Raw genomic sequence first — 19,859 nt, forward strand, 5'->3', positions numbered from 1 at the left:
GGCAGGCCCGGCGCAGGATCGATCAGGAGAGCAGACTGACCACCGCGAAGCGGCTGATGGTCGCCTGGGCCACCACCGTCTGGGTGACCGCCGCGTAGCTGGAGGGGCTGCGCTGCATCAGGTTGAACACTGAGCGGGAGAAGTCCATGGCCCACTGTTTCTCGTCGGCGTGGGCCTGACGGGCAAGAAACTCGCGGATCTCCTGCTGGCGGTTGCTCAGCTGCTCGCGCAGCGAGGTGACCTTGTCGAGCCCGGCCACCACCGAGTCAAGCAGACGGCGCAGCTCGCGGAAGGAATCGAGCTGCAGCTCTTCGGGGAAGCTCAGCAGCTGCTCGTCCTCGCTCTGCACGCGGACGTATCGGCCTTTGTCGAACAGCTTGCCTTCGCCCTGCACCGCCAGCTGGTCCTTGAGCTTTTGCCAGTCGCCTTCGCGGGCGGAAAACTTCAGCTCGCCGTTCTGATCCAGTTCGGCGCGGATACCGGCCTGGCCCAGGCTGCCATTGAAGCGGCGCAGAATCTGCTCGTCGCTCATCTCGTCGTCGAGCACTACGGCCACCGGCTCGGCCAGTTGGCGACCGCCGCTGAACAGCAGTGTCTCGCGGCCTGACTGGCGAATCTTTTCCAGCGACTCCAGCCCTTGCAGGCTGAAGCGGCTGCGCACCGGCTCGGTCAGGCGCAGTTTGAGATTGGCGTCCAGAGAATTGCCGGAGCGTTTGCTGCGCTCTTTGAGCAACTCACCCACCTGCTGGACGGTCTGGCGAATGCTTTCCTCGCCGTTGGGCTGCGGCGAGCTGATCTGGCGACTGAGGTTCAGCTTGAGCTGCGACAGACGCGTCTGCAGGTCGCCCAGGTAGCTGTCGGCCGACTGCATCGAGGACAGTTGCTGATTGAGCTGCAGGCTGAAGCTGGTGTTCTTGCTAGGGGCCGTCTCGGTGTGCGGTGTGTCAGCCGGCGTACCGGCCCGCAGCGGCGCAGGCGCATCCCGCAGCAGCGCCTCGCGGCGTTCCTGTGGGTTGATTGCGGAAACAGCGGGGAGCTGCTTGCCAATCTTCATTCACGCTACCTCGGTCAGAGCATGCCGAACAGCGACAGCCCGTTGATCTTCAAATAGGTTTTCTGCGTCGCCTGCAGCGACAGCTGATAGTTGTTCAGGTCAATGCTGGCCGAGGCGTAGTCGAGTTGCGACAGCTCGCCGTCGATTTTCTGGTTCACCAGCGAAACATCCTCGTTGCTGCTCGACAGCAACGTCAGCGTGTTCTGCCGCCCGCCCAACTCCGAGACCGCACCGAGCAGGTCGCCGTGAGTCTTGTCGAGGCTGTTGAGCGTAGCGCTGATCGAAGCCTGTGCTGCCGGATCGTTGGCATCCAGTGCCGGGTCGGCGAGCATTTTGACCAGCGCGTTGAGGTCGTTGAGCATGCCGACGCCGCCACCGAAGACCTGCGCAGCGGTGACATTCTCCTCGACCAGTACGCCATTGGCGACTGCCGCCTGGCGGTATTGATCGTTGCCGGTCAGCTGGTAGCTCTGGGTGGCGGCATCGAAGGTAATGGCCGGCCGGTCGCTGAGGGTGCCGGAGAACAGATAGCGACCTTCCTCGTCGCGCACGTTGGCGAAACTGACGATGGTCCGTTCCAAATTGCCCATCTCATTGGCGATGGCGGCCAGGTCTTCGCTGGTGTTGCTGCCGTTGGCGGCCCACAACAGCAGGTCGCGCACGTTGAGCATGGTGTCGGACGACGCCTTGAGGTTGGCTTCCTGCTTGGACAGGTTGCCGGACACGTTGGCGATGTTGGTGCGGTACTGGGTCAGTGTCGCTTCCTCGCGCTGGATGCGCAGCACGCGCACAGCGGAGATCGGGTCATCCGAGGGCATCAGCATGCGCTCGCCGGTGGCCATCTGCTGCATCAGCTTGCCGAGCTTCTCGGAGCTGGTGTTCATCGAGCCGTGCATCATGGCGGTGATTTGGGCGTTGGAGATGCGCATGGTGTCTTTCTCGTCAGTCGAGTCGGCTTGCGCCAGCTCAGAACATCGCCAGTACGGCGTTAAACAGATCGTTGGAAGTGCTGATCACTTTCATGTTGGCTTGGTAGGCCTGCTCGTAGGCCATGAGGTTGACGGCCTCCTCGTCGAGGTTGACCGCACTGACGCTGTCGCGCTGGGCCTGAGCCTGCTCGGCTACCGTGGTCGCGGCGCGCAAATCCGCCTGGTTCTGCCGGCTGGCACTGGCAACGCGGCCAACCAGGCCGGCGTAGGCGTCGTTGAGCGGTACGGTGTTGCCGGCGACCGTGACACCCGCCGATTTGAGTTCGAGCATGGTGAGCAGGGTCTTGTTGTTACCCACCTCGCCTGCCGTGCCGGAAAAGGCCAGTTCCGAGGCGCCCAGCGTGTTGACCGCCAGCATCCCGCTGGTGCTGCCCGCGTTGTAGCTGAACAGCGGCTGGCCCGGGTTGCCGTTGAGGTCGAAGCCACCGGCGAGGGCGTCGTTGACCATGGTCGCCACGGCCGAGGCCATGTCGTGCAAATCCTGCTGGGCCGGGCGTAGCGCGCCGTATTCCATGTCGTAAAGACCGCCGAGCGAGCCGCCGATGCCCTGCTGGTTGAGCGGAAAGGTGGTCTTGGCGAACACCAGCGTCATCTCCTGCTCGCCGGCCAGGTTGGCATTGACCTTCAACTGCCCCGCCGTCGCACCGGCAACCAGCGGCTGACCGTTGGCCAGCGAGACATTCAGAGTGCCATCAGCGGCTTCCTGCACGCGGATGCCGGCGTATTGGCTAAGGTCCTTGACCAGGTTGTCGCGGTAATCGCGCAGTGTCGCGGTATCACGACCCGAGGATTCCATCTCGCGAATCTGTGCGTTCAACTCGGCGATGTTGCCGGACAGCCCGTTGATTTCGCTGGTCATGGCCACGCGCTGGCCCTGCAGGGCGTTGAGCTGGGTGCCGATGTTGCTGTTCAGCCCGTTGAAGCGCTGCGCCAACTGCTTCGACTCGCCGATGATCTGCTGGCGCAGGGCGATGGATTCGGGGGTGGAACTGGCTTCGCTGAGCGCGGCGAAGAAGTTGTCCAGGCCAACGCTGACGCTCGAGCCTTCGCTGTCGATCAGGCCTTCGAGGGCGGTGAGGTATTGCTGGCTGGTGTTGAAGTAGTTCTTGTCGGTGCTGGCGCGCCAGAGCTGCTGATTCTGGAAGTCGTTGGACAGACGCCGAATGCTGCTGACCTGTACACCACCACCGATGCTGACCGAGGTCTGCCCGCCCACCGACTTCATGTCTGGCGTCAGACGGCTGAAGCCCGGCGTGTTGACGTTGGCGATGTTCTGCCCGGTCGCCGAGAGGGCGATCTGCGAGGCGCGAACGCCGCTGTAGCCAATTTGACCAAGAATACTCACGACACGACTTCCTTCGGCTCGATCCGGATCGGTTGCGCGAACGCCACCGAGAGGCGGGCGCCAGCAACAACACTGTGCCCAGTAGAAAGAGCGACCGAATCGCCAGCGGAATTAAGCGGCGACGGCACAACAGGCGGAACGGCTTGCAGCTGCGCACGCGGTTCGGCCTGCCGAGGTGCGGCGGCGCTCAGATCGTTGAGGATGTTGCGGGTGTAGTTGCGGGTCTCCGCAAAAGGGATCTTCTGCACCCAGGCGCCGGTGCCGATCTCGCCCTTGCGGGGGTCACCGTGGCTCTTCAGCCACTCGTCTACCCGGCCGGGGCCGGCGTTATAGGCGGCCAGCGCCAGCGCCTGATGGCCGTCGTAGCGGTCGAGCATCTTGTTCAGGTAGGCACTGCCGAGGCGCTTGTTGTATTCCGCATCGGTGGTCAGCCGCGCTTCACTGAACGGCAAACCCAACTCGGCCGCCATGTCCCGTGCGGTGCCGGGCATCAACTGCATCAGGCCACGCGCGCCCTTGGGCGAGACGGCGGCGATGTTGCCGCTGGACTCATGCTTGATCACGCTGTCGACCAGCGACTTGAAGCCGGCCTTGCCGCTTTCCCAAGCACTGTCCAGCGCATCGACGCCACGCTGCCAGGTGCCCCGCAGCGCATGCAAGCCGCCACCCTGCAAACCGCTGCCAGCGTGACCGGCCAGAGCTGTCGGCGCGGGCGCGCTGCCGGCTTCACCACTTAGCTGCTGCACCAGCATGTCGGCGATCCCAGTCTGACGCTTGCCGGCCAGGGTGTCGGCAAGCACTTCGTCATAGAAGTCGCGCATGGTATCCAGCTCGCGGCTGCGCATCGGGTTGCCGGCACCGAGCACGTCGCCGGCCTTGCGCATCTGCTTGAGGATCTGCTGCAGGAACATCGCCTCGAACTGTTCGGCGACGACTTCCAGCTGCTGGCGCCGGGCCGCGGTCGGGCCGTCCTGGCGGTTGCGCAGGGTGTTGAGGTGCTGGGGGAGGGATACGATGCTCATCCGACAAAAACCTATTCAATCTGCTGCGCGTCAGGCCTGCTTCATCAGAAGCAGGCGCTTGTTACATCACGATCAATTCAGCGTTCAGTGCGCCGGCACGTTCCAGCGACTGCAGGATGCTCATCACGTCGTCGGGTGTGGCGCCAAGACTGTTGATGGTGCTGATGATGCTTTCCAGGCTGGCGCCTTCGGGCCACTTGAACATGGCCTTGCGGTCCTGCTCGATGGCGACGTCCGACTGCGGCGTAACCACGGTTTCGCCGCCCGCGAATGCGTTTGGCTGGCTGACCTGGGGATTCTCGCTGATCGTCACGGTCAGGCTGCCGTGGGCCACCGCCGCGGCTTTGACCCGCACACCCTGACCGACCACGACAGTGCCGGTGCGGCTGTTGAAGACCACTTTCGGCCGGGTGCGGCCCTCTTCGACTTCCAGGCGTTCGAGCATGGCCATGAAGCTCATGCGCTGAGTGCTGGTAAGGGGCGCACGGATCGACACCTTGGTGGCGTTGAGCGCCGTGGCGGTGCCTTTGCCGAAATAGGCATCCACCGCGTCGACCACACGGGTGACGGTCTGGAAGCTCGGCTGGCGGACGTTAAGCATCACTTCCGGGCGTTCGGTGAAGTCGCTGGGAATCATTCGCTCGACCGTCGCACCGTTGGGGATCAGGCCGCTGTTGGAGGTGTTGATGGAAACCTTGGAGCCGTCTGCACCTTCAGCGTTGACGCCGCCAACGATCACCGCGCCCTGAGCCAGGGCATAGATCTCACCGTCGACGCCCTGCAGCGGGGTCATCAGCAGTTGGCCGCCGCGCAGGCTCTTGGCGTCGCCCAGCGAGGAGACGGTGACATCCACCGTCTGGCCGGCGCTGTAGGATGGCGGTACCGTCGCGGTGATGGTCACCGCGGCGACGTTCTTCAGCTTCGGGTCGACGTTCGGCGGCAGGTTCACGCCGAACTGCTTGATCATGTTCGTCACCGACTGGCTGGTGAATTTGACCTGATTCTTGTCGCCGGTACCGTCGAGGCCCACGACCAGGCCGTAGCCGATCAGCTGGTTGCCACGAATGCCCTCGACATCCACCAGGTCCATCAACGGCACAGCCTGAGCCGGCAGTTGCCACAGCGCGACGGCGGCGAGGAACAGCTTGAGTGGTCGCATGAGGCTAGTCATGTAAAGATCGGCTCGCTTAAAGGGGGAACAGCGGCGACGCGAAGAACCGCGTCAGCCAGCCGGCCGAATTGCTGTCATTGAGCACGCCGCGCCCGGCGTAGGAAATCTTGGCGTTGGCCACGCTTTGCGAGGACACCTGGTTGTAGCGGTTGATGTCGTCGATACGCACCAGACCAGTCAGGCGGATGTATTCGTCGCCCTGATTCAGCCGCAGGGCCTTTTCACCCTTGATCAGCAAGGTGCCGTTGGGCAGTACGCGGTGCACGCTGACGGCAATGGAGCCGCGCAGGGTGTTCTGCTGCGAGCTCTTGGCCGAGCCCTTGAACTCGCGTTCGCCGGAGGCTGAGGTTTCAACGTCCGGGTAGGTCTTGCCGAGAATGGTCGGCACGCCGATGCCTACGCTCGATTCCTTGCCGAAGCTGGTACCGGCGCTCTTGCTCGACTGGGTGGATTCGTCCAGCACCACGGTGAGGATGTCGCCGACCCGCACCGCGCGCCTGTCGCTGATCAGCGAACCGATGTAACCGGAGCGGAACAGGCCGCCACCGGTGGTCGGCGGCAGGCTGTAGTCCAGCTCCAGCGGTTCGTACTCGGTGGAGGGCTCTTCCGGCAGCATTTCGTTGAAGCTGGCGCAGCCGCCGAGCAAGGCCAGTGCGACGAGCAGAATGGGCGTACGCATCATGATTCTCAGACGGTCTGGTTGAGGAACTGCTGCATGCCGCTGGCGGCATCGAGGACCTTGGCGTTGGCCTCGTAGGCGCGCTGGATGGCGATCATCGCCACCATCGCCTCGACCACCTGCACGTTGGAGCCTTCCAGTACGCCCTGCTTGAGCTGGCCGAGGCCCTCTTCGCCCGGCACGCCTTCCACCGCTTCGCCGCTGGCGACGCTTTCGCGATAGAGGTTGCCGCCCAGCGCTTCCAGGCCACCCGGATTGGTGAAGTTGACCAGGGTGATCTGACCCAGCTCGGACGGCAGTGTGTCACCGGGCAGAACGGCCGTAACGATGCCATCGGCGCCCACGGTAAAGCCGGTGCTGCCCTGCGGCACTTCGATGGCAGGCGTCAGCGGCAAGCCTTGGGCATTGACCATCACGCCTTCGGCGTTGAGCTGGAACTGGCCGTTCTCGGTGTAGAGGATGTCGCCGTTGGGCGACTCGACCTGAAAGAACCCGCGGCCGACGATCGCCAGGTCCATCGGCTGGCCGGTGGTCTGGATGCTGCCCTCGGTGAAGACCTTCTGCGTGCCGGCGACGCGCACGCCGCTGCCCAGCTGGATGCCGGACGGCACGGTGTTGATCTCATCCGCCTGGGCGCCGGGCTGCTTCTCGATGCTGTAGAACAGATCCTCGAAGACCGCGCGGTCGGCCTTGAAGCCGTTGGTGTTGACGTTGGCCAGGTTGTTGGCGACGGTCGCCATGGCAGTGTCTTGTGCAGCCAGGCCGGTCTTGCTGACCCAAAGTGCGGAATTCATGCGTTATCTCCCGATCAGCTGCCGCGGATCATTCGGTTGCCGGCGTCGGAAAGGTCCTCGGCGGCTTTCATCATCTTTACCTGAGTCTCGAACAGGCGGTTGAGGCTCATGGTCGAGGCCAGCTCGTCGATCGCCGAGACGTTGCTCGACTCGAGGAAACCACTGGCCAGGCGCACGTCTTCGCTGGGCGCAGCGGGCTCGCCGTTGCGCGTGACCAGCAAGCCAGCTTCGTTCTTCATCAGGTCCGCAGCCGGTACGTCGACCAGGCGGATGCGGTCCACTTCGGCCATCATCCAGTCGCCCGGCGCCATGATCGACACGGTGCCGTCATTGCCAATCTCAACCCGCTCATGCTCGGGCAGCTCGATCGGCCCGCCCTCGCCCATGACCGCGCGGCCATTGAGAGTCAGGCGACCTTCGGCATCGATCTGCATGCTGCCCTGGCGCGTATAGGCCTCGCCTTCGCCTTCCTGCAGGACGATCAGGCCGGTGCCCTTGACGGCGAAATCCAACTCGCGGCCGGTGGCGACCATCGGGCCAGCAGCCAGGCTGACACCGTTGTTCTCGACCACCGCCATGTGCCGGCTGTCATAACCGTAGCCTTCCACGGCGACGGCCCGAGCGCGCTCGAGGTCGGCGCGAAAGCCCGGTGTGTTGACGTTGGCGAGATTGTTGGAGCGCACCTGCAGCGACATCATCGTGCGGCTCGCAGCGGTCATCGCCGTGTATCCCAAACGATCCATGGATCAGCCTCAGAGTGCGCTAAACAGAACCTGGGTCAGTTCCTTGTTGGTGGAAATGACCTGGGTATTGGCTTGGTAGTTACGCTGGCCTTCCATCAGGCCCACCAGCTGCTGGGTGAGGTCGACGTTGGAGCTTTCCAGCGCGCCGCTGGCCAGGTTGCCGTACTGGCCGACACCCGGCGCACCGAGCATGGCCGCGCCGGACGCCGCGGTTTCGGTCCAGGCGGTGCCGCTGATGTTCTTCAGGCCTTCAGCGTTGACGAAGTTGGCCAGCACGACCTGCCCCTGGAGTAAGCGCTCACCGTTGGAGTAGCTGGCGTAAACCTTGCCGTCCTTCTCGACGCTCATGCCGGTCTGTTCGCCCGCGGAATACCCGGTGGCGCGGTTGCTGGTGACGCTGAATTCGGAGCCGTACTGGCTGGTGCCGCTGTAGTCGAGCTGGATGTTCAGCGCATTTACGCCACCGGTCAGCGGGGCGTTTAGCGGCACCTTGTTAATAGGAGCTGCGAGGTTGCCCGCACCATCAAAAGTCAGGGCCTGCGGGCCGGCAACGGCTGCGCCGTCAACGTAGTAATGGGCGTTCCAGCTGTTGTCCGCCGTTTTGGCGAAGTACTGGGTCAGGGTGTGTTCCTTGCCCTGGGAGTCGTACAGCTTGGTGGTGTACGTGGAGTTGTAGCTGTCCGCCACCAGCGGATCGAACGCGACCGCCGGGACTTCCTGATTGGCGTCGAGGTTGGCGACGAAGCTCAGCGCGTCGGTGGCTTTAGCAGGCAGACCGCCGGCTTTCATTTGCAGATCACCGACCACGCCGGTCTGCAGATTGCCGGTGGCATCGGCCGGGTAGCCCTGCAGGCGCTGGCCGAGGCTGTTGGTCAGGTAGCTGTCCTTGTCTGTGCCGAACACGCCGGCGCGGGTGTAGGCCACGTCACCATTGCTGGCGCGAGTGACGAAGAAGCCGCCGCCAGATATCGCCAGGTCGAGGTTACGGTTGGTGGTGGTCAGGGCGCCGCCCTGGCTGATGCTCTGGCTGGTGCCGGTCACTTCAACGCCCATGGCCTGGCTTTCGGCATAGAGGCTGCCGAAGTTGGTCCGGGACGACTTGAAGCCGACGGTGCCGGAGTTGGCGATGTTGTTTCCGATGGTGTTGAGTTGTTCGTTGACGGCGGACAGGCCTGTCAGGGCGATGTTGAAGCTCATGGGCTGATCTCGATACTTAAAGGAAAAAGAAAACTGGCGAGCCCTGGGGCTCAGCCGCCGAGCAGCCCGGCATCGGCCTGGGCGAATTCGAGGATGTTGTAGAAAGGCACCGAACCGACGCCATTGACCTGAAGCACCGGACCTTCAGCGCTGACGCGCACGTTGGAGACCTGGCCGGCGACTTCCACCTGCGGGAATTCGCCGTTTTCCGATTCGATGCTGACGCTGTATTTGCCATCGCGAAGGCCGTGTTTGGCCGGATCGATGACGAAGGGCACCTTGCCAGCGGACTGCGCGCCCAGCTCGATGCGGGTCTGGGTGCCGTTGGAATCGGTCAGGAGGACTGCGGTGCGGGTCGAGGCATGGCTCAGATCGAAGCCACCGCTGATGGCCTGCCCACTGAGATCCAGCGACTCAACGGCGACGCTCACCTGCTGGCCGACCAGACCGGCAGCGGTGAGGGTCTGCAGGTTGTCGGTCAGCACCAGATTGTTCTGTGCGAGAGTCGCGAGGTTCTCCATGCTCTTGACCTGGGACATCGCCGAGAACTGATTGAGGAACTCGGTGCTGTCGACCGGCTTGGTCGGATCCTGGTACTTGATCTGCGCAACCATCAAGCTGATGAAGTTGTTCTCCATCTGCGTGGCATCGCTGATGTTCACCGCCTGCTTGGGCAGGTCGCTGGCAGCCGCGCCGGACAGGCCGCTGCCCTGCAGGTTATTGGTCACCGCCATCAGGATTCTCCCAGCCGCAGCAGGCTCTGCTGCATGCTTTTCACGCGGTTGAGCACCTCGACGCCGGTCTCGAAGCTGCGCGTGGCCGACATCATGTCGGTCATTTCTTCGATCTCGTTGATGTCCGGGTAATAGACGTAGCCATCGCCATCGGCCAGCGGATTGCCCGGCTCATAGCGACGCTTGGGCTCGGCGCCGGAGGTGACCACGTCGAGCACCTGCACATGAGCGCCACCAAGGCCGACGCCGCGGGTCAGCGAGTTGTTTTCGTACACGGCGGCGAACATCGGCTTGCGCGCCTGGTAGACGTCGGCGGCGTTGTTGGCCGCCGAGTCGGTGTTGGCCAGGTTGCTCGCTACGGTATTGAGCCGCACGGTTTGGGCGTTCATGGCCGAACCGGCGATGCGGTAGATGGAATCGAATGACATGGCTTAACGGCCCTCGATGGCTTGTTTCAAGCCACGAAATTTCATCGTGATGAAGGTCAGGCTGGTCTGGAAATCCATGGAGTTGCGCGAGAATTGCGCCTGCTCGGTCGACAGCTCGACGGTGTTGCCGTCCTGCGACGCCTGACTCGGCACGCGAAACAGCAGACGCGGATCGGTACCGGCCATGCTGGCGCGCGACGAAGTACTGCTGTCGAGCCGCTGCATTTCCTTGCTGAAATCGATGTCCCGCGCCTGGAAGCCCGGAGTGTCTTCGTTGGCCAGGTTTGCCGCGAGAATTTCGCTGCGCTGCATGCGCAGACCGAGGGCGCGCTCGTGAACGCCCAGCGCATCATCAATCCGTATACTCATTTGCCGATACCCTTTGCAGCCTGTGCAGGCTGAACCCAGCCCACCGCTTTGCTGTTGCTTTTTGCAGAAAGCGTGCCGAACCTACAAATACGGATAATCCATTGATTTTCATAGCAAAAAAAGAGAACAGAGCAGAGCGCAGCGAGCGTTTTTTTCCGCTTGGCGAGAAGCGGCCATGCGGAAGCGGAAAAGCGCCTTCCGCATGGTGGCTCGTCACCTTTCTCCTGATGGGTGTCATGCCCCAGGCGCAGGCGGACGCCACAACGCAGGTTCAGCAGGCCGTGGAAAATCACCTGCGGCTGATGCTCGAACAGCAGGCCACGCGTCAGGGCTGGCAAGGCATGCAACTGCGTTACGACATCAGCGTGCCGGCCAGCGCGGCCAATCTGCCGCGCTGCTCCGAAGCACTCCAGGTCCGAGCGACGGGCGAGGCGCCGTCGGCCATGGAGCGGCAGAACCTGCAGCTTCGCTGCGTTGACACCCCCGGCTGGTCGACGAACGCCACAGGCCAAGCCCACGTCTTCCTTCCGGCCGTCCACGCCGAAGGCATCATCGACCGCGGCCAGACCCTGACCGCCAACGACCTCAAGCTGCAACGCATCAACGTCGCCAAGGCCCGGCGCGGCTACTACAACCGCATCGAAGAGGTGGTCGGCCTGGCGGCCAAACGCCGCATCCGCGCCGGCCAGACCATCACCCCAGCACTGCTCGAACAAGCCATGGCGGTCAAACGCGGCCAGCCGGTGAAGATCGTCGCCAACAACGAGGGCATCGAAGCCTCCACCTCCGGCGAAGCCCTGGCCGACGGTCAGCCAGGCGACGTCATCCGCGTGCGCAACGTCGGTAGCGGCAAGGTCATCGACGCGAAGGTGCTGGAGGATGGGGTGGTGACGAGTACGTTTTGAGCGAAGCGATATCGCCTTCAATCAATAATTGGAATTCGCACCAGCCAGACCGTCTGGGCCCCCAGCTAGCACCTGCAGCAATGACAGGACCGTTACGAGCAATGACCGCCTTTAAGCCCCACCCTCAAGCGAAGTCATTGGCGGAGCCAGGCACAAACTGAGCTGCGTGCAGGTCCCCAATGGCACTATCGTATCCAAGGCGCATCATGATCGCCTCGGTCCGAGAGGCTCATAACTAGAGCGGATCATTCCCATATAGCCACTAGTCTATATGCGAGCGGAACTTGGCAAGCAACTCAGCAAGAACCTCAGTAGTTGGGCACCGGGAAAGTGCCGGAGCTATTAATCGAATTTTTTCAATTGGCAAGCCCCACCACTCAAGCCGTTGCAGCAACTCGATAATCTCCGGTGTGAATCTGAACTTCAGCTATCTGGCGGGGTTGCCACCAACAACCTCATATGGCCGAACATTTTTCGACATATGAGCATTTGCAGAAACGACCGCCCCATTGCCGATCTTGACTCCGGAAAGAATCGTTGAGCTGTGGCCAATCCACACATCATGGCCAATTTCGACATCACCGCGTGTCGCTGGATGCCGATTATGCCCTCGCCACCCAATACCTCAGTGAATATGTGACAAAATGGGTAAGTAGTAGCCCAATCCGCTCGATGGTTACCTCCCAAAAAAAGGTAGCTCCATGTGCGATTGAGCAAAAGATCCCTAAACGTAGTTTCGCCCTCCCCCCACTGCAAAATATTCGCACTGTCTATACCGTAAGTAAAACGACCAATTTCCACTTCGCTATTCCCAAGCGATCCGAAGGTTGTCTGGGTCAGATCTCTCAAGGAAAGTCTCTTCTGCAGGAGAGCTTTCATTAATCAATTATTATAAATAACAAACTAGGAATATGTACATGCTCCTAATCCGGTTAGCGGGGAACGGCTCTAACAACATATTGCAAAGCCATTGCATCAGTCATTGCGCTTTGAGGGTCGCAACCAGCCGCTTTTGCCATCTCACCGATAAGGGGGAGGAAGCTATCCCGGTGCGCCTCCTCAAAAGTTCTAGGCCAGCCGGCAATCACATCAAAGCCCGAGTGGGCAAAAAGCTCCATAATAGTCTGTCGAGTGAACCAACGAAGGTGCGTCTTATCCAGAAGTCCACTTTCCTCGTACCGAAAATCTCCAATAGCAAGCTTTGCTTGAATAGACCAATGCTGCGCGTTAGGAATGCAAGCCACGACGCAGCCATTTTCCGGAATGACACTGCGGATGTTACGCAGTACTTTCCAAGGATCTTTTAGATGCTCAAGCGTGTCTCCAAACACCCAACAATCACGCTCGCGATGCGTCTCATAGAACGCGCTATCCGCGTTGTCAATATCGATCGTTTCAGCAAAATCACAATAGCGTTTGGCCAGCTCTGTGTATTCAGGATCTATTTCTAGGCCAAAATACTTACAGAGCGGGTTGATTTTTTTAAATTCTCTTGCCATCGCACCAGAGCTACAGCCAACTTCAATTACCGAGCCGCACGTAGCTGGCATAACTGCAAGCAAGTCGGGGTTGTGATTCTCATGAACCGGAGTTTGTCGCATTAATCATCCTCAAGGTATTGAAACGTTAGGCTGTCGAACCGGGTCGAATTATCCCGGCAACCAAGCCTCACGCCACATCTGTAAATTGTTACCTTCCAGCATATACCCACTCAGGACTTTAGATCGGAGCTCGTCTGCGGTCTTAAACGTGCTATCGAGATCATTGATGTGCATACGAATGGCGTCGACCCAGTCCTTGTAACGATTCTTCACCTGGGTCACGGGGAGATCACCTTGATAACACCTCACGTCACTGCTTACTACCGCGAAACCGCAAGCACCATACTCAAGCAGACGCAAGTTACTCTTGCACTCGTTGAAGAGATTCTGCTCAACAGGCGCTAGCGCAAGATCCAGATTCATCTTCGCCAGGGCTGCCGGATATTGGTCGATGGAGACCCCGTGGTGAAATTCGTGCACATAGGGGCGTAGTTTCTCAGGGCACATACCAAAAAATACCCACTCCACTTCGTTCGCTAGCTCCCGCACCACATCACCGATCATCTCAAGATCGCCGGTATGGCTAGAACCACCCGCCCAACCGACTCTGGGCTTTGATGAACAGCGACGCTCGCTCTTCAGCCCATGCCACCAGGCAGGGTCGAGGCAGTTTTTCATGACACGTATATCCGGATGCAGATGCCCTAACGCTTCAGCCAACGGCTCGGTAGAGACGACGAATCGATCGACATAGGACAGACCACGACGCAGAAAGCGGTTCATCTCGTTCGGCGAGTAGTCTTTACGATGGATGCTTTTCAGCGGAACACCCGGTAGGTAGTCATCCAGTTCGTATACTTTGAACGCGCGCGAGAATTCCTTTATCCGCTGAATCGCTTCAATACGAGCCTCGCTCACCAGCCGCTGAACAAGTACAACGTCTGGCTGAAAGCGTTCCAGGCTGGGCGCGTCAAGCATTGCGAACGATAGTGCTCCGTCAACAATACCTTTTTCACGCAGCGCACCAAATGGCTGGATCATCCGGTAGTGGCCGCAGCCGAACGAATCTGCGGGGAAACCTAGCACCACAGGCAGGGGGCGCCAGCCTTCAAGAGGTCGCCAGCTTGTAACTGGCTCGGACAAATGGAACCCGTGGCCCCGGTCTAATGAAAAGCAAGGGTTATGCGCAGGGTCTCGAGCGAGCAACGGCAGCCAACGATGTAACATGGCGCTCTCTTCAGCACGGCTCGCGGGTTCAGGCATATCGGCGTCCATTAGCAACTGAACTCGAGGAGTCCATACGTTCAGGAAGCCTGCCTGCTGAAGCCGCAAGCAAAAATCGGTATCAGCCCAGCGGGCAATATTCGGCTCTTCATCGAAGCCACCCGTTTCCACGAACACAGCCCTGCGGACGAGCAGGCACTCTTCGCTGATAGCTGAGTGATTTTGATCAACTAACAGCCGGCTCATGTACCCAGCGGTATCTAGCGATTCTCCTTCCAAGGCATAACCTACCGCGCCACCCAAGCCGAGCAGGATGCCAGCGTTGCGCACTTTACCGTCAGCGCGTAGCAGTTTGCCCCCAACCACGCCGACCTCAGGTCGAAGACCGTGATTCAATAGTTGTTGCAACCAATCCCGATGCATCACACCCGCGCCTGCACCTAGAAAAAGCAGAAAGTCGCCTTGAGCCTGTTCAGCAGCTTGGTTTCGCATCTGTGCCTGCGAGGCTTCCGCGCCAAAACGCAGCACCCGAATGCGCGCTACGGCCATAGCTTCGACTCCGCGAAGCCAGTCGCTAAATTCTGCCAGCCCTGCTTCCTTAGCGACCAGCAAGACCTCATAGTGACGGTAGGAGGTCATTTCCAAAACCGTTTGCAGGCAGCGCTGAACGCGGGCCAGATGCTTGCCGGCCACGATAACGATACTTACCGTTGGCGTTTCATGGTGCCCGTAATCCACGTCATAGCGGCCTATAAAACGAGACGCTACCTGCGACCCGGGGTAACCGCGCGCCACCAGATGCCGCTTGATTACCTGCCGCTCCTGAGGGTTGTCTTGCAGCTGCGGATGATCGCAAATCAGAAGGGGCTCGCTGACATGTCCGACACAGCCCAAACCTTGCTGCGCTATCAACCGCAACTGAAAATCGAGCTCAAAAGCTTGTGGAAATAGCTCGTTGAATCCGCCAAACGCTTGCATTGCATCACGGCGGTACAACCAGTGGCGCGACATGCTGGCGGGGAAACTCAGCAGCAGGTCGAGGTTGAGATCCGGGCGCAACGCATGCCCCAATTCCTCATTGTCCAAGCGAATCATTTCATCGGCGTATATCGCCAGGCACGACTCTGGCGCGCCGAGCAGATCAAGCGCAACGATTAGTAGCCCGCTGACGGTGAATGTCGCACCGGCTTCGACGACCATAAACCAATCGGCTGAAGTATCACGAACCACCGCCTGTATATCGCCGACGGTATCCCAGCGGCTGGCTGTCGTATCGCCCCCTGGCCATGCGGGATTGCGCAATACCGTCACAACGAAATTACGGTACAGGCTATCCCGATCCAGGCTAGCCAGCGTTCGATCGACAGCGGTTTTGTCTGCGCCTCGGTCCAGCACTATTACTGCTATGGTTGAGCCGTTCCCGCTTTCAACTAATCGCTGTTCAATCAAGGCCTGCTGGGTAGCGGTTGGGCGCCGCGCTTCCAACCATAGACGGGGCGCACCACCGTTGAAGCTAGCGGCACTTTGCAGGGCAGCGATAAGGTTTATTGGCTTGTAGATACGAGCGTTGAGCCGCGTAATCGGGGCGACCTGAACCAACGCGTTATCACCAAAGGCGCGACACCATCCCAGCGTCTTGAGGACCTGCCCGAAGACTTGGTCGCTGACTCCCAGCGGGGTAGACCGACTGTGCTGACTCCTCATCGCAAGGTCCAGCGGCTCGCGATACCTCACCAGCGGCTTTGCCAGGAGCGCGAGATTCCCAGAGCGAAGCAGCTTTACATATAGAGCAAGATCGCCCCAGCCATGCATCTCCGCTCCATTCAAGACAGGCATTTCGTCGATGAGATCTAGCAGGTCTCGACGCCGGCACATGACTGCGCTCAGCTCACCGATGAAATTAATGGTGTATTCGGCGAGAAACGAAACCAGCTCCTTGCCATTGATGAGCACATCGTCGGAAAAAGGCGATACGGTTGCATAAGTATCGGGTAAGGGCGCCCCCTCTTGATCGATCCGTGTCCGCTTTGTGCTGGCAAGGACTATTTCTCCTGCATTCATCGCTGAGGCTAACGTTTCGATGCAGGCTGGCTCTAAAACATCATCGTCGTTGAGAAATTTAACGTATTCACCAGACGCCACGGCAACACAGCGTGCGAGCGCTTCGAATTCTCCAAGCTCCGTCTCGCTTGTTAGATGAGTGATTGGGAAATCCACTAAAGCTCGGAAAGCGGCAATAGCCTCCGAGACTGCACCCGTCTTATCGTCGTCTGCGACTATCAGTTCTAGAGGCCGGTAGCTTTGCATCGATAAGCTATTGAGCGTCTCTTCGAGGTGCTGGGCTTTCTGCGCGGGGATCACCACGCTGATAAGTGGGGCAAATGAGTTCAGATGCGTCACGGATACCTCTCAGGCATGTCTTCAAAGCGTCAATTCACTTTCTACACTCGAACTGACACCAGCATGCTTTTCGATAAGCAAGAAGTAGGCCATCGCCAAGAGAGGCCGGTAAGCGCCTGATTCTTAAGGCTCCTATGGGCTTAGCAGATCACCCCAAGGGAAAAGGGGGGCTGAGAAAAAACAGCACAGGGGAAATGCTTCTTCCGCGCCTCGTTAGATAACTAGGAGTACGCCCCTTTCGCTGAGGCGATGAACCTTCATGCGTTTTTTTTTAGATTCGTTTAATGCAATGCCACTAGCGGTCGCTTTATCCCTTCAGCAGGCAATCAAGCCAGCCTTTATGCCCACTTGCCCCGAAGGACTTCATCATGGCCTTGTCGATTCATACCAACTATTCCGCTCTGACCACCAATACCAGCCTAAACAAATTCAATAGCGCGCTTGCTACGAACCAGCAGCGTCTCGGAACGGGGCTGCGTATCAACTCCGCTGCTGATGACGCTGCGGGCTTGCAAATTGCCACTCGCATGAATGCTCAGTCGCGAGGCATGAGTGTGGCTATGCGCAACACCAGCGACGCTGTTTCTCTGTTGCAAACCGCCGAAGGCGCATTCAGCGAAATGACTGATATCGTTCAGCGCATGAAGGACCTAGCCACTCAGTCCGCGAACGATACCAACAGCACAGCTGACCGCACCGCCCTACAGGGCGAGTACGATGAGCTTGGCAAAGAGCTGAAGAACATAATGGCCAACACTACTTATGCTGGTGAAAAACTGTTCGACGCCGTAGCCACCGTTACGACCGGAAAATTCAGTAAGGATGTGCAGTTCCAGATTGGTGCGACCAGTGGCGAAACCATGGTATTGAGCGCGTCCGGCGCAGGCGCGGTTAGTGGCGTGGCGAATGCTCTAAGCGGTGCAGCCGCGACCTACTCAGGTGCCGTGTCGGGCGCTGAGATTTCCAGCACCAGCGGTGCGAATGCAATGATCAATACGCTGTCCACCGCGCTGGATACTATTGGAGGCGTACGTGCCAAATTCGGCGCCAACATCAACCGTCTGAGCCACGTCTCCAATAACTTGGCCAATATGAAGGACAACACCGACATGGCCAAAGGCCGGATCATGGACGCCGATTTCGCCGTCGAAAGCGCCAACATGAGCAAGAACTCCATGCTCATGCAGTCGGGCATCTCCATGCTCAAGCAAGCTGGCCAGATGCCAGGCATGGTCATGGGCCTGCTGGGCTAAGCCGCACGCAGTACCGCTGGTCGCTACGACCGGATCAAAAAAGCCCCGACTGGTTCGGGGCTTTTTGATTTTCCCAGCCCAGTGCCACGGAAGCTCCGACAAACGGCCGCTATTTTTAGCCAGACGTCCGCACACCAGATATGCCCGATTAATCCTAAATTTCAGCCGTAAAACGCTATATCTGCCCTTCCAACGGCACCTGTTCGGAGCGCTCGGCCCCTCGCCGCTCAGCGCTTTTAATGGTCTACCCGCTTGCCCTATCAAAAAAACGACGCCAATATGCCGGCGTCCCGTTTTGCCAAGGTCATCACACCGGTAAAACCATTAATCCGCAAAACCCGAACTCAGGCGCTCATGACCTCATCTCTGACCCCACCGGCCACCGATGCCCTCATCTGTCACCTGTTGAAAACCGGGCGCGACGGTTGCACGGCTCGCTTCGACCGCGCGCTCTTCCAGCTCGTGCTGACCCATGATGAACACGAAGAAACGCTCGATCTGGGTTTTTCCGGTAGCCGAGTGCTGGAGCGCCTGCTGCAGGTGCCAGGACAGGTGGTGTCCCGCGAGGAGCTGATGACCTATGCCTGGGAGGGTCGGGTAGTTGGCCAAGGCAGCCTCAATCAGCAGATCTACACGCTGCGCCAGGCCCTGTTCGATGCGGGCAACCAGATCATCCAGACGTTGCCGCGCCGCGGCTACCTGTTCAATCCGCAGTATTTGAAAGTCGACCAGGCGCAGCCCTCAATCAAAGCCGCGCCGTTGACGGTCATTGCTGAAAAGCATGGCGCGGTGGTGATGGACCTGCCGGCGCCGAGCGTTTTGCCAAAGACCGAGCAGCCTAAAGCCGCACGTCGTTACCGTTCGTGGCAAAGCATGGCACTCGCCGGCTCGGGAATGATGGTGCTGCTGGGCCTGGCGACCCTCGGCTTTCGCCTGGCCAGCAGCTCTGCGCCGTCGTTTACTCAAACGGTCGATGTCGGGGCGCTTGAGGTGCTGTATGTGGAGAAGAGCCAACACCTGCTCGATTCGCTGATTAAGGAAACAGGGCTGCTGGTCGATACGATGAGCAACATAAGTGCCGAGCCGGCGCGGTTGATCGTCAACATGTCCCCGGGCTTCTACGAGATCCGTTGCCTGCAAGGTGACGGCCGGGTCAATTGGCTCAAGGTACACAAGAGCCGCGTCCAGACCATTCCCAGCGACCATTTACAAGAGTGCCTGCAATGAATAGCCAGAACGAAACCGGCGCAGTCGGCAAACGCATGCTGCGGGTGATGGCACCTGCTGCGCTGCTGCTATGGGCGTTCGTGGCAATGGGCACCACTGGCACGGCTTCGTCGAGTCTCGACGGTCATTACAGTTCCAGCGGACATGTCTTGCTGAGCGACGGTACGACCCTCAAAGTCAGTCAGAGCCTGGTCTTCAACAAGGGCCGTTTCTACTCGATGACACGCAACGCGCCGGCCATCGTCGAGGCGTCCGGTCGCCTGGAAACAGATCTGCTCGGGCGGGCATCGCTGGTGGTGGAAGAAGGTCAGGTGCACGGCCTGGGGCCGAAAGACCAGATGGACGATGAGCTGGTATTCAACCTGTTCTACGGCTCCCACAAGGGCGCACGCATCACCCTCGAGCAGGTCGGCGCCTGCCTGTACGGCGTCGAAACCCGACAGGTCTATTGCGCAGACGACCACCCTAACCGCGGCTGAAATACATACCCGCCAGCGGCTGCGATGCGCCTGACAGAGCGTCTATCGGAATTGCGATAGGCGCTGCAATCCATCTCATGCAGTGAACACCAGCGCCTGAACCAGTAACGGCGCCCGCGTGATCCAGCACCGATACGGCCCATCGCCAGCAAGCTGGCTCCTACGAACGGCATATCTGCTAGATCCAAACCCGACATGTTGGTCCGAATGCCGGGCCTGCCGTCAGCCAATTCTGTAGGAGCGAGCTTGCTCGCGATCAAGGCACAGGGAGCTCCAAGGAGCCGGTCTCTGCAAAATGCCCAATC

Annotated in this window: 20 protein-coding genes; 4 read left to right on the forward strand and 16 right to left on the reverse strand. The window is 59.9% G+C overall.

Translation table 11 applies throughout. The features are described 5' to 3' along the window. Positions 1 to 22: 22 nt before the first annotated feature. The 13 genes from ACQKIK_RS17005 to ACQKIK_RS17065 form a co-directional block, all read right to left on the reverse strand. A complete protein-coding gene (locus tag ACQKIK_RS17005; RefSeq protein WP_064481222.1) occupies positions 23 to 1,054 on the reverse strand; it encodes a hypothetical protein in 1,032 nt (343 codons plus the stop codon). 14 nt (positions 1,055 to 1,068) lie between these two features. Then, entirely contained in the window at positions 1,069 to 1,983 is a 915-nt protein-coding gene (gene flgL / locus ACQKIK_RS17010) for a flagellar hook-associated protein FlgL (RefSeq protein WP_499136815.1), read from the reverse strand. Between the two features lie 37 nt (positions 1,984 to 2,020). Continuing rightward, entirely contained in the window at positions 2,021 to 3,388 is a 1,368-nt protein-coding gene (flgK, locus tag ACQKIK_RS17015; protein ID WP_499136816.1) for a flagellar hook-associated protein FlgK, read from the reverse strand. After that, the gene (locus ACQKIK_RS17020; RefSeq protein ID WP_046163498.1) at positions 3,385 to 4,410 is read right to left on the reverse strand and encodes a lytic transglycosylase domain-containing protein; all 1,026 of its coding nucleotides are present in this window, start codon (positions 4,408 to 4,410) and stop codon (positions 3,385 to 3,387) included. The genes flgK and ACQKIK_RS17020 overlap by 4 nt, the downstream gene beginning before the upstream one ends. A gap of 61 nt (positions 4,411 to 4,471) precedes the next feature. Next, positions 4,472 to 5,581, reverse strand: coding sequence for a flagellar basal body P-ring protein FlgI (locus tag ACQKIK_RS17025; RefSeq protein WP_371263617.1), 1,110 nt, complete (start codon positions 5,579 to 5,581; stop codon positions 4,472 to 4,474). Between the two features lie 16 nt (positions 5,582 to 5,597). Further along, complete coding sequence (gene flgH, locus ACQKIK_RS17030; RefSeq protein ID WP_499136817.1) at positions 5,598 to 6,263, reverse strand: flagellar basal body L-ring protein FlgH; 666 nt, start codon at positions 6,261 to 6,263, stop codon at positions 5,598 to 5,600. 5 nt (positions 6,264 to 6,268) lie between these two features. After that, on the reverse strand, positions 6,269 to 7,054 hold the full coding sequence (gene flgG / locus ACQKIK_RS17035) for a flagellar basal-body rod protein FlgG (protein ID WP_019340569.1): 786 nt from the start codon (positions 7,052 to 7,054) through the stop codon (positions 6,269 to 6,271). 14 nt (positions 7,055 to 7,068) lie between these two features. After that, the gene (gene flgF / locus ACQKIK_RS17040) at positions 7,069 to 7,797 is read right to left on the reverse strand and encodes a flagellar basal-body rod protein FlgF (RefSeq protein ID WP_499136819.1); all 729 of its coding nucleotides are present in this window, start codon (positions 7,795 to 7,797) and stop codon (positions 7,069 to 7,071) included. A gap of 9 nt (positions 7,798 to 7,806) precedes the next feature. Then, positions 7,807 to 8,994, reverse strand: coding sequence for a flagellar hook protein FlgE (gene flgE, locus ACQKIK_RS17045; protein WP_499136820.1), 1,188 nt, complete (start codon positions 8,992 to 8,994; stop codon positions 7,807 to 7,809). Positions 8,995 to 9,044: 50 nt separating this feature from the next. Then, complete coding sequence (locus tag ACQKIK_RS17050) at positions 9,045 to 9,728, reverse strand: flagellar hook capping FlgD N-terminal domain-containing protein (RefSeq protein WP_499136821.1); 684 nt, start codon at positions 9,726 to 9,728, stop codon at positions 9,045 to 9,047. Continuing rightward, positions 9,728 to 10,156 (reverse strand): flagellar basal body rod protein FlgC, encoded by a 429-nt coding sequence (gene flgC / locus ACQKIK_RS17055; RefSeq protein ID WP_021209033.1) that lies wholly within the window; start codon positions 10,154 to 10,156, stop codon positions 9,728 to 9,730. Before flgC ends, ACQKIK_RS17050 begins: the two co-directional genes overlap by 1 nt. A gap of 3 nt (positions 10,157 to 10,159) precedes the next feature. Continuing rightward, a complete protein-coding gene (gene flgB, locus ACQKIK_RS17060) occupies positions 10,160 to 10,525 on the reverse strand; it encodes a flagellar basal body rod protein FlgB (protein ID WP_499136822.1) in 366 nt (121 codons plus the stop codon). Continuing rightward, complete coding sequence (locus ACQKIK_RS17065) at positions 10,509 to 10,742, reverse strand: hypothetical protein (protein ID WP_499136824.1); 234 nt, start codon at positions 10,740 to 10,742, stop codon at positions 10,509 to 10,511. Before ACQKIK_RS17065 ends, flgB begins: the two co-directional genes overlap by 17 nt. A 19-nt stretch (positions 10,743 to 10,761) precedes the next feature. On the opposite strand from ACQKIK_RS17065, the gene flgA reads away from it, so the two are divergent. Continuing rightward, positions 10,762 to 11,430 (forward strand): flagellar basal body P-ring formation chaperone FlgA, encoded by a 669-nt coding sequence (gene flgA, locus ACQKIK_RS17070; protein WP_499136825.1) that lies wholly within the window; start codon positions 10,762 to 10,764, stop codon positions 11,428 to 11,430. A 427-nt stretch (positions 11,431 to 11,857) separates the two neighbouring features. Here the strand turns inward: flgA and ACQKIK_RS17075 are convergent, their stop codons facing one another. The 3 genes from ACQKIK_RS17075 to ACQKIK_RS17085 form a co-directional block, all read right to left on the reverse strand. Further along, positions 11,858 to 12,052 (reverse strand): DapH/DapD/GlmU-related protein, encoded by a 195-nt coding sequence (locus tag ACQKIK_RS17075; RefSeq protein WP_463309137.1) that lies wholly within the window; start codon positions 12,050 to 12,052, stop codon positions 11,858 to 11,860. Positions 12,053 to 12,362: 310 nt separating this feature from the next. Further along, on the reverse strand, positions 12,363 to 13,031 hold the full coding sequence (locus tag ACQKIK_RS17080; RefSeq protein ID WP_499136826.1) for a class I SAM-dependent methyltransferase: 669 nt from the start codon (positions 13,029 to 13,031) through the stop codon (positions 12,363 to 12,365). Positions 13,032 to 13,079: 48 nt separating this feature from the next. Beyond that, positions 13,080 to 16,595, reverse strand: a complete 3,516-nt coding sequence (locus ACQKIK_RS17085) for a glycosyltransferase (protein WP_499136827.1) — start codon at positions 16,593 to 16,595, stop codon at positions 13,080 to 13,082. Between the two features lie 368 nt (positions 16,596 to 16,963). Here ACQKIK_RS17085 and lafA point away from each other — a divergent pair, with 368 nt between their 5' ends. The 3 genes from lafA to ACQKIK_RS17100 all read left to right on the forward strand — a co-directional run bounded on the left by lafA (position 16,964) and on the right by ACQKIK_RS17100 (position 19,554). Further along, on the forward strand, positions 16,964 to 17,848 hold the full coding sequence (lafA, locus tag ACQKIK_RS17090; protein WP_499136828.1) for a lateral flagellin LafA: 885 nt from the start codon (positions 16,964 to 16,966) through the stop codon (positions 17,846 to 17,848). A gap of 354 nt (positions 17,849 to 18,202) precedes the next feature. Continuing rightward, positions 18,203 to 19,075, forward strand: coding sequence for a transcriptional regulator (locus ACQKIK_RS17095; RefSeq protein ID WP_127838144.1), 873 nt, complete (start codon positions 18,203 to 18,205; stop codon positions 19,073 to 19,075). Continuing rightward, positions 19,072 to 19,554: a hypothetical protein gene (locus tag ACQKIK_RS17100; protein WP_127838143.1), complete on the forward strand. Its 483-nt coding sequence runs from the start codon at positions 19,072 to 19,074 to the stop codon at positions 19,552 to 19,554. Before ACQKIK_RS17095 ends, ACQKIK_RS17100 begins: the two co-directional genes overlap by 4 nt. Positions 19,555 to 19,859: the final 305 nt, after the last annotated feature.

This window comes from Pseudomonas sp. NPDC047961 (assembly GCF_050272435.1).
Lineage (GTDB): Bacteria > Pseudomonadota > Gammaproteobacteria > Pseudomonadales > Pseudomonadaceae > Stutzerimonas.